The following is a 10,443-nucleotide window of genomic DNA, read 5'->3' on the forward strand; positions in this document are numbered from 1 at the left end:
CCTATAACATTTTACTATATATGTTAGGTGGCTCATTTTTGTTGCAATTTAACGTTTATAAATTTATTAATTAGTGGTATTGATATTGTTGTTTTATTATTTTCGAAAATAATACTATCAATATCATTAGTTGGTATTGTAATTTTACCTTGTTCTTTTTTAATAATTAAATTTCCTAAAAAAAGTGATAAATATTCACTTTCCGTAACATCGATTATTTTCTTCATATTCTTCTTTCTGCTTATATATTAAGCAAAAAAATTACATTGCAATTTTAAATATTATTTAAAAAATCCATTAAATTGGGCTTCTAATAATTAATATAACTATTTAGCTTGTTAATTCTTAATCAAATTGCAACATTTTTATAGTTTAAAAATGTTTCTTAAACTTAAGATATCAAATATGTTTTTTAAGACCTAAAAAATTTAAAACAGGAATTAGGAAAATTAACAAAGTGTCATACTTTGCTATTATTTTTTTGTAAATCTATATATTTCGAAAATAAAAATTAAATAGTAATATATCTTTAAATTAACCTTACGGGTCTTATTTTAAAAATTAGAATCCATTTTTTTAAGCTTTATTTATATTTGGATTGGTTGGCAAACCAATTTTTCAAACCCACTTTGCGGACATTAAAATAAAATTAAAAATCTACTTAAAGTTTTCAGATAGGTCATTACCCACTCGTTTAATTGGGTTTTTAAACATTGTTTTTAAGTGACTCGTTTCTTGTTTTAAATCCGATGTATTTAATTTAAATTTTTCTAAATTTCTAATCAAGTAATTAAACTTGTCCGTAAATGTCGAAACTACTGACTTATGCGTTACGACTATCAAACTCAATTTATAAGCCAAATCGTCTCAAATGTCAAGATTTTTGTCTATTAAAAAAATTTCTTGTGAGTTAAAGTTAGATAAATCACTACTTGCTTTGTAACGATTTTCTGGAGTTTTAAAACAATATTCACCACTTGAGTTCATACAAAATAAAACTCTTATTTTCTTTGAAAAATTAACTCTATTGCCCTTAGTATCGACTGGGGCATAATATTCGTCTGTGCCTGAATGAGTTTTGTTTTTAAAATGATAATCAACATACCAACCAGGATCGCCTTCAGTTATTTTTCTAAAACAGTTTTTATTGCTATTTCTTTTTAATTTTGGAGATATAGAATTAAAGTAATCTATTAAATGGTCTTAAATTTTACTAATTTCTGTTCAATGTTTTATATTCTTTATTTTAAAGCATATGGGATAACTTAATTGAGCAGTTTTAAAAGGCCTTTCAACAAAAGACCTAAATTGCAAAACAAAGATTGAACTTCAATGCCTAAAGATCGCAAATACTCAGTAATAGGTGTGTATGAAGACTCTTTTTTCAAAAAGTCGTTCTCTTATCGGTCTTTATAATCTGCGGAATTCCATGTGTTCTAAAAAGTTTTTCGAGCAGATTCATATAACCAATATCGGTTTTTTCTTTAGACACATGGACCGCTAAAAGCCTATCAGTGGCAGGATCAATAGCGTGGTAAGTACGAAAAGTTTCACCCAACCCCATTGTGTCTGTCGCAGCAATGATTTCAACGATCATACCTGGAGAAAGATTTTTCCAGGTATTTTTTATTACTACATTTTTTTCTATTGTTTTAAGATTCTCTAATCTACTATTTATTGCATAATAAAATATTGTTTCTAAAACCGTGCTATTTAAAATATTTTTTGCGTTTCTTTTAGCTTCTTTTCTAGTTGATTTGTGTAAGTGCTCTGTTGCATACCCCTTTTTAAAGTGGGTCTGTAAGAGTTTTAAAAGACATTATTGACCCTTTTGTTCTATAATAAACTGCCATAGTAACATTTCTAGTTCTATCTGTAGGTTGATCAAAAACAAAGGAACTAAAATCTCTGATTTTTTCAATTTCAGAATCTACTAGATCAGCACCAAACTATTGTCTATATTTATTTCCTTTATTTTTGTGCGAGGCATTAAATGTCCCACTAAAATTTATAGATTTTTTAATTTTAAAAACTGTAAAACGGCTAACATCGTGTTTATGGCGATTTGGTTTATTTTTAATTTTTTCATTAGTTATATCGATATAAATACCTTTTCTTTTTTTCTCAAAATCTGTCAAATTATGGATTTCTATTTTTTTATATTTCCAAAATTTCTGTTACAAACATAAATCAAATATCACCATGTGTATTTAACTATTCTTTTAATTTAATGTCACCATAATTTTAGGCCCGTATCTTGTAATATAAAAAATATTTTTATTACCATGTTTCTTTTTATAATCATCATAACTATTGTGAATTTTATGAGGTATTTCACTTAAAAAATGGTTACCTCCACTTCCTTTTATTCAATGCGGGATGCAAATCAAAGTGATTGGCTTAATAATGTGTAATTTATTATTAGTCTCATAACATGTTCTAATGATATTCAATGTATTTAGACTAATTTCAAGCTCGTATAAAACTATATTAATCATATTTCTTTAACTTTACTGTATTTTATAAATTGATCTATGCATTTATATTATCAATAATATAAAAATCAATAAATGAAAAATAAAAACCGCCAGTGGGCGGTAAATTCGGCATAAAGCCTTATTTTAGTACATACTATTCTTAAGCAAGATCAGATTGTGATCAAATTTCTGTACATAATCATTATAAAGGATTTTTTAATAAATGTTAAAAAAATATTTTAAAACCATTAATTAGCGTGAAAAATGAGCCACCGATATTTTGAATTTGTTTAATTATACATTTTGCATAATTTCTAATAAAAAATATAAAAAAGCTCTACTAGGAATAGAATAATTTATAAAATTTATGTCTCTTCTTATTTTTTTATAAATCTTCATTAATTGATCGCATTAAATCTATTTTTCTTTGTGAAATAAGACCAGTTTTAACAAAAGATTCTAAAATTTCTGTTTTTTTTAGATAACATTTGATTGTACTAATATCTTGATTCTTGATGTTTCACAATTTTTTTAACCGCCGATATTTCAAGAGGAAGTTTTTTTACTATATGCTATTTTCTCATACATTTGAATGTCATTTTTCATTTAATTCAAAAGCTTTATATCTTTTATTGTTTGTGTGAAAATAGTATTATTGATCTGCACCGATCATAAAAGTTACATCATTTTTTGACGTGACTTTTATTTTTTAATATTACAATTCCATTAAAAATTTGTCTTTTAATTGGCGAATCAAAATAAGCTTCAAGAGTTGCGCTGTTTGGTTTTCTAAATTCATTTTTTTCAGAATCGGTAATTGATTTTCTTGTTTTTATATCATTAAGCATTGCAATAATTTCGCATCTATATTTATTAGCGTCTTGGTTTGTTTTAATATTTCTATCTTTTAAGAATATCGGAATTCTATTATGTGCAATTCTCTAAAAACTTTCTATATGTGGTTTTTCATTAGGTAACTGATGTTGTTATAAATTCAGTAGCTAATTTTGTGACTGCATTATACAAAATAGCGCTAGATTCAAGGCTATTATGAAAATTTATTCTATTATCGTTAATCATTACTTTTTGTATCCCGTGTTCATTAATCATATCTTGAATAATAATTTGATAACCTTTTGCTGATTTACGCTTTTTTTATCAAAATAAAGTGATAAAACTTTTGAAGTTGAAACATCGATACATGCAACAATTGTTCATAAGGTTTGATCAACATAAAAATGAATAGATCCATCAAGTTCAACACATTCGCCCATATTTACTAATTTTCTTTTTGAGATTATGGTTGGTTTTGCAATCTTTTCTTTAGGCAAAATATTTGGCTTATAAGGTATATATTTTTTACAAAAGTTTTTTGTCTTTTTATTGTATTTTTATGAGCAAAAGCACTTAGAAAACCGCTTTGTGTAAGTCTTCTTGTTAATTGACTATATGATATTTTTGCATTAGCTATTCTCTCATAAAACAAACACTAAGACATATATGAATTACAAGAACTATTTTTTGTTCCAGCAATTATTTTTTTGCTTTCATATTTTTTTCATAATTGATAATTAAATCATTGTTGTAAATCTTTTTTCTATCGCCTCATTGGTTGCCATGTGCTAAATTAACTTCTTTTTTTGCATAATTCAGCATTTCTTAATTTTTGTTTAATCTTTTTTTGGTTGATATTGACATTTTGCTTTCAAGGATAATTGCTTATTTGTATGTAGTTATAACATCTAATTTTTTGCTTTCTATTTCATGAATAATAAAACCACCTATAACATTTTACTATATATGTTAGGTGGCTCATTTTTGCTACAATTTAACGCTTTTTTTATGAAATTACAATTTTTTTAAAGAAATTAGCCACCATTGTCTTAAAAACTTCTTCTAAATCATTTTCATTATCTTTTGAATAATAGTATGTAGTTAGTAATTTTGTGTTTTTACTCAAAAGATCCTTTGTTGAAGAAATAATAATTGGTGATTTTTTTTGTATACGCGTTTCAAATATGTTAATTAATAAGTCAAAAAATCATTGGGATTTCAAACCCAAACTAAGATTTGCAATGAATAATACATCAACATTATTCAAGTAATAACATATTGATTGTTTTTCTTCTTTATTTGATGATAGAAAATTATATAGTTCATTAGCATTTAAAAAGGCTACTGTCTTGCCTTGGCTAATTACATTCATTAGAGCTATATATTTAATAATATCATTGCTTATTGTAAAATTGGTTCCTCATAATCAAATGTTAAAATCAAAAACGCCTTTTCCGGTGATCATTGTTCTAAATTTAGCTCTAATATCTTCACTAGCAATAGTTTTAGGTAATGAGTCGATAAAAATTTTTGTTGTTTTTTTTAAAGCAACAACATCAGACGAATTGTTATTTTTTTGAAAATATTTCTTAAATATTGGATCTAACTCTGTGATTGATGTTAATCAGAATTTTTCTAGTTGTTGGCTTCTTATTATCTCCTTATCATTACTATAATCTTCAGCCAAAAAACCATAAATATCAACAAACAGCTTATAGTCAGGCTTTTTATGATTTTTGATAACTGAATCATGATATCTTTGTAAGATACCCATACCCTTTTTTATTTGTTTTTCATTAAGGTTTAATCTTTTAATTTCTGTTTGAATAAAATCCTTTGAAAGAACTTCATTCCTTAATTCATCAATATTTATTTTTTCATTAGGTGATAATATTGAATCAAAAATCTTTTTCTCCATTATTTATTCCTTTTAGTCATCTCATGTTAGTACATCGTTTAAATCATCATTAATATTATTATATTTTTTACTAAATAAAGAATAGCTATTATTTCTATTTAGAGAAGCTTGACATAATTCATTATCGATTAAATATGCATCATATAAGTTTCTTCTTGCAAAGTCATTGGCTATTTTTAGGATGTAATTGCATATAATGGCATTATTTATAGAAATTGAATATTTTATTATATTGTTAATAGCATTATCCTTAAAATTTAATGACTTTATTTTTTTTAGCATCAAAATTTGCGAAGGACTGAGTTCTTTTCTTGTGTGGTAACTAATATATTCTTCTGAAGTGAGATCTTCAATTAATTCGTGTTCATTAATAATTTTAAAATCAAAGCAATCTTCCTGCTGCAAAGAAATTTTTTCACTAGAAAAGACCTCAAAAAAGTTTTTTGAAACATTATTAAATTCTGTTTCATCATAATAATAAAATGCATTATTCTTAATTAAATTATTATATAAAACTTCACCTAATTTATTTTTTAACAAATTAGCGATAAGGGAATTTTTTACAATTCCATTGGCACATAGTGGTTTTATTAATTTAAATAATAAAGTGCCATCTTTGTCCTGCAGGGTTTTAATTAGACCTAAACCCTCTAATTTATTTTTAGCATCTTTTATTTGGTTTATCGACATAACTAGAAATTCTGAAGTTTTGGCTAAATCATATTTCTTTAGTCTATTTATATTATATAAATCATATAAATGTTGATAAAAAGCAACACCCAGACTTCCAATAATAGGAGAATAGAAGGTTCTTAAATTAATTAAATCTTTTGAAGAAATATCAGCTGAATTATCAACCAAAAATTTAATTTGATCCATTTTTATCCCCCCTCTTGTTTATATATTTGTTTTTGCATAAAATTAATTTATGTTAAAACGCATTTTTACTTGATAGCAAAATTATTTTATGGGACTAAGAGAATGTTTTGTCTCATTTTTATTAGTTTTTTGGGGGCTAAGTATTTTTAGTGTAATTTATAGACATCGTTAATAGCCTTTATCATCTAAATTTAAGAAAAATTTATAAAAAAAATTCAGTTTTCTACATGAAAATGTTTAAAAAAATAACTGTTTTTGGGTTAAAAATGGCTAGTTTTGATTACTTATAAAAATATCTTTTTGATTTAAGTTGAATTCTATTATTTTTATTTAAAAATCATCATTATAGAATTTTTATTTAATATTTTTTTATATCCTTTCAACGTCTCTAATTTAAAATTAAACTTAATATTATTTTATAATTAAACTATGAAATTAAATAACCTACATCTTAATACGACGTTTTCTTTTTTAGAAAGTACAATAACTGTTGATGAAGCAATAAAACAAGCTCTTAATAGTGGTATAAATTATCTTGCTTTTACAGAAAAGAATCATTTTTTTAGCTTAGCTGAAGCTAATAAAAAATGCATGGAAAATAACATTAAGGCTAATTTCGGGCTTGATGTAAAACTAATGATTGATGACCAATGATACCAATTTATCTTGTTTGCTAAGCATCAAAAAGGTTTTGAGATCCTTAAAAAGCTATCTTATCAATTATTAAATAATGAAATAATTTATCTTAATAATATTCTTAATTTTGAAGATGATATTGTTATTATAGAAAACCCTATTTTAAGCTACTTTAAATTAACTAAAAATGTTATAAACAAATCGAATTATTATATAGGATTCACAATCATAGATATTGAAAAAAATAAAGAATTTTGTTCTTATTTTCAGAATATTTTGGTTGTAAATAATTTTAACACAGTCGATTTTCAGGATTTTATGATTATAGAATTACTGAATAAAATGAATAATAAGACAAATAACATATTGTTTGATGGTACTTTGTTTTTTGATGTTGATGATGGAGATGGCTTGATGAATAAATTAGTAAATAGAACTAATGCATTTGTTGAGTCAATATATTTTGAACATCAAAAAAATAAATATAATTTGCCATTTTTTAAAAACGAACAAAACCTTGATTCAAAAGGCTATCTAAAATTTTTAATATGAGAAAAAATTAAAAATAATACTAAAATCAAGGCACTTTTTGAAAACCAAGCTTATAAGGATAGACTATTAAAAGAATTTCAAATTATTTCACAATTAAGATTTGAGGATTATTTTTTAATTATTCAAGATTGAATCAATTGGGCTAGAAAAAAAGGGATTTCAATTGGCCCCGGAAGAGGTTCTGCAGCTGGTTCGTTGGTTTCATATATTCTTGGAATTACAGAAATTGATCCAATAAAATACAATCTTATTTTTGAGAGATTTCTTAATCCTAAAAGAATTTCAATGCCCGATATTGATGTCGATGTTCAGGATGACCAAAGACATGAAATTATTAATTATCTTGTACAAAAATATGGGTATGAATGTGTTGCTAATATTGTAACTTTTTCTGTTCTAGGTAAAAAATCTGCGATTAGAGATGTTTTGAGAACTTATAAAGATGTATCTTCCGATAAAATAAATCAAGTTTCAAAATTAATTTCGTCTGATGACAGAAGTTTATTTGAAGAAGCAAATAAAAATACGGCATTTATTAGTGCTTTGCAGCAAATTAAGCCAACAGATAATTCTTTTGCTAAGAACGTTATCAACCAAACGTCTCGAATTTCTGGTTTCTATCGTCAAACAGGAACACATGCCGCTGGAATTGTAATATCATCAAGGCCAATAATGGAGCTTGTACCGACTTTTAAAAATATTGATAATTTTCAACAAACGCAGTTTAGCATGGAATACCTTGACTATTTTGGTTTAATAAAGATGGATATTTTAGGCCTTAGAACCCTATCGACAATTAAACAAATTGAAGATGAAGTTAAAAAGAAAACAAAAAAGGATATCAATTGAGACATTATTGATTATAATGATCAAAAAACATTTGATCTTCTTTCACAAGGAAATACTTCCGGTATTTTTCAAGTGGAAAGTCCTATAATGATTAAGGCCTTAAAGCAAATTAAGGTAAGCACGTTTGAGGATATTAGTGCTATTATATCATTGAATAGGCCAGGACCAATGGCTTATGTATCAAGCTATGCAAAGAGAAAAGCTGGTATAGAACCAATACCAAGCATCTCGTTAGAATATGATGAAATTGTTAAAGATACATATGGAATTATAATTTACCAAGAACAAATTATGCAAATAGTTCAGAAAGTAGCAAATATGACTTTCGAAGAGGCTGATTTGTTTAGAAAAATTATTTCAAAAAAGAAAGCTGATGAAATGAATGATATTAAGGATTCATTTATTGGGCAAGCAACTAAAAATGGATATAGTTTAGAAGTGGCTAATAAAATTTTTAGTAATATTGAAAAGTTCGCTGATTATGGATTTAATAAATCGCATGCTGTCGCTTATTCAATGCTAACATTTAAAATGGCTTATTTAAAGGCGAATTTTCCATTAGAGTTCTATAGTTCATGCATTACAAGTTCAAATGGAGCCCAAGCGACGATTTCAAAATATGCAAATGAAGCAAAAACCATGGGCATTCAAATTGTTAGTCCAGAAATAAATCTTTCAACAAATAAGGCAATAATTTTTGATAATAAAATAATTTTACCATTAGGTTTAATCAAAGGCATTGGTCCCGAGATAATAAGGATAATTATTAATGATCGCAAAGTAAATGGCCAATATAAAAATTTCTTACATTGTTATTTTAGCTTGTTTAAAATTAAAACATTTGGTAAATCGACATTAGAGACATTGATTAAGGCTAATGCATTGCGAAATTTTAAATTAAGTCAAAAAACAATGCTTGAAGAGATTGATTCATCTTCGAATTCTAGTGTTTTTGTACAACAAAATTTATTTAAAAATACGGTTGATATTGTTGATAAAATCATTAATTGTGAACCACAAAATGTTTATGAAGATGAAACTCAAATAGTTGAAAAAAATGAAATTGAATTGCTTGGCCAAATATACAATTATTCAACAACACAAAACTACGAGATTGATGGCAATAGATTAATAGATACAAGACCTAATAATGAGTATGTAATGATTGTTCAATGTGTTAATGTAGTAGTTGGAAATGATAAAAATGGTAGACAATATCAAAGAATTGATTTTCAAGATTCAAGTTTTAAAGTAGTTGCTTTTATGTTTAGAGTTGATCCTGAGCTATCCAAACTTAAACACAGGCTTGTAAAAATTAAATTTATAAGAAAATTAGATAATAAAATTATTTTAAGAAATTACGAGGTAATTAAATAATGAAACAAAAAATATTAATTATTGATGGTACTTATTTAACGTATCGTTCTTATTTTGCAATAAATAAGAATAATACTTATTTAACAAACGCAGAAGGCGTTTCAACAAGTACAATATTATTATTTTTTAGAACATTGTTTAATCTTATTGAAGAATATTCACCATCACACCTTTTTATAGCATTTGATGCAGTGGGAAAAACTTTTCGTCATAATTTATATGAGCATTATAAGGAAGGCCGAGCAAAAATGCCGAATGAATTTTATAATCAAATGACTATAATAAGAAAATTACTTACATCTTTAAATATTGTAAATATAGAAAAAACAGGGGTTGAAGCAGACGATTTAATTGCCAAGGTATGTTTTGAATACCCCTTGATTGAAAAGGTAATTTTTTCAGCCGATCAGGATCTTAATCAATTAATTAATGAATATACTTCAATAATTAAAAAAACAAAAGAAGGAATTGTTATTTTAACGCCAAAAAATTTTAAATCAATTTATGGCATTAACCCTAATCAAGTAGTTGATTATAAGGCCATAGTAGGTGATTCAAGCGATAACTTTTTTGGTGTTAAGGGTGTCGGGTCTAAGACAGCTATAAAACTTCTTGAACAATATCAAACCCTCGATAATATTTATGAAAATCTAGAAAATTTATCATCTTCTAGGCTTGCGCAAAAATTCATTGATTATAAATCTATTGCATTCAGAGATCAACATATTGCTAAATTAGTTACTAATTTTGAATTAGAAGGTATTGAATTAAATTTATTAGATATAGCGAATGTTGAGCTAACCCTTGACGCCGTAAAAATTATTGACGAGTTTCAACTTAATTCAATAAGAAGAGCATTTTTTAATAAAATAAAAATTATTAATTAAAGCCCTATTTCAGTAAGAAAAAACGCACAAACCA

General features: G+C 25.7%; 11 protein-coding genes. 2 read left to right on the forward strand and 9 right to left on the reverse strand.

Annotation, left to right across the window (positions count from 1 at the left end; genetic code table 4):
• Nucleotides 1–23 precede the first annotated feature (23 nt).
• The 9 genes from ACWXVS_RS01990 to ACWXVS_RS02030 form a co-directional block, all read right to left on the reverse strand.
• On the reverse strand, nt 24–227 hold the full coding sequence (locus ACWXVS_RS01990; RefSeq protein WP_455994773.1) for a hypothetical protein: 204 nt from the start codon (nt 225–227) through the stop codon (nt 24–26).
• Nucleotides 228–657: 430 nt separating this feature from the next.
• On the reverse strand, nt 658–987 hold the full coding sequence (locus ACWXVS_RS01995) for a hypothetical protein (protein ID WP_455994775.1): 330 nt from the start codon (nt 985–987) through the stop codon (nt 658–660).
• A 349-nt stretch (nt 988–1,336) separates the two neighbouring features.
• A complete protein-coding gene (locus tag ACWXVS_RS02000; RefSeq protein WP_455994777.1) occupies nt 1,337–1,597 on the reverse strand; it encodes a hypothetical protein in 261 nt (86 codons plus the stop codon).
• Nucleotides 1,598–1,949: 352 nt separating this feature from the next.
• Nucleotides 1,950–2,138 (reverse strand): hypothetical protein, encoded by a 189-nt coding sequence (locus ACWXVS_RS02005; protein WP_455994779.1) that lies wholly within the window; start codon nt 2,136–2,138, stop codon nt 1,950–1,952.
• A 968-nt stretch (nt 2,139–3,106) separates the two neighbouring features.
• The gene (locus ACWXVS_RS02010; RefSeq protein WP_455994781.1) at nt 3,107–3,325 is read right to left on the reverse strand and encodes a hypothetical protein; all 219 of its coding nucleotides are present in this window, start codon (nt 3,323–3,325) and stop codon (nt 3,107–3,109) included.
• 231 nt (nt 3,326–3,556) lie between these two features.
• Nucleotides 3,557–3,808: a hypothetical protein gene (locus tag ACWXVS_RS02015; protein WP_455994783.1), complete on the reverse strand. Its 252-nt coding sequence runs from the start codon at nt 3,806–3,808 to the stop codon at nt 3,557–3,559.
• 202 nt (nt 3,809–4,010) lie between these two features.
• Nucleotides 4,011–4,133, reverse strand: a complete 123-nt coding sequence (locus tag ACWXVS_RS02020; RefSeq protein WP_455994785.1) for a hypothetical protein — start codon at nt 4,131–4,133, stop codon at nt 4,011–4,013.
• A 184-nt stretch (nt 4,134–4,317) separates the two neighbouring features.
• Complete coding sequence (locus ACWXVS_RS02025; RefSeq protein ID WP_444704849.1) at nt 4,318–5,229, reverse strand: hypothetical protein; 912 nt, start codon at nt 5,227–5,229, stop codon at nt 4,318–4,320.
• 12 nt (nt 5,230–5,241) lie between these two features.
• The gene (locus tag ACWXVS_RS02030) at nt 5,242–6,108 is read right to left on the reverse strand and encodes a hypothetical protein (protein WP_438340421.1); all 867 of its coding nucleotides are present in this window, start codon (nt 6,106–6,108) and stop codon (nt 5,242–5,244) included.
• Nucleotides 6,109–6,537: 429 nt separating this feature from the next.
• Between ACWXVS_RS02030 and dnaE the strand changes: the two genes are divergently transcribed.
• Entirely contained in the window at nt 6,538–9,522 is a 2,985-nt protein-coding gene (gene dnaE, locus ACWXVS_RS02035; protein WP_455994787.1) for a DNA polymerase III subunit alpha, read from the forward strand.
• Nucleotides 9,522–10,409 (forward strand): 5'-3' exonuclease, encoded by an 888-nt coding sequence (locus ACWXVS_RS02040; protein ID WP_455994789.1) that lies wholly within the window; start codon nt 9,522–9,524, stop codon nt 10,407–10,409. The genes dnaE and ACWXVS_RS02040 overlap by 1 nt, the downstream gene beginning before the upstream one ends.
• Nucleotides 10,410–10,443: the final 34 nt, after the last annotated feature.

Source organism: Mycoplasma sp. 327 (assembly GCF_053851655.1).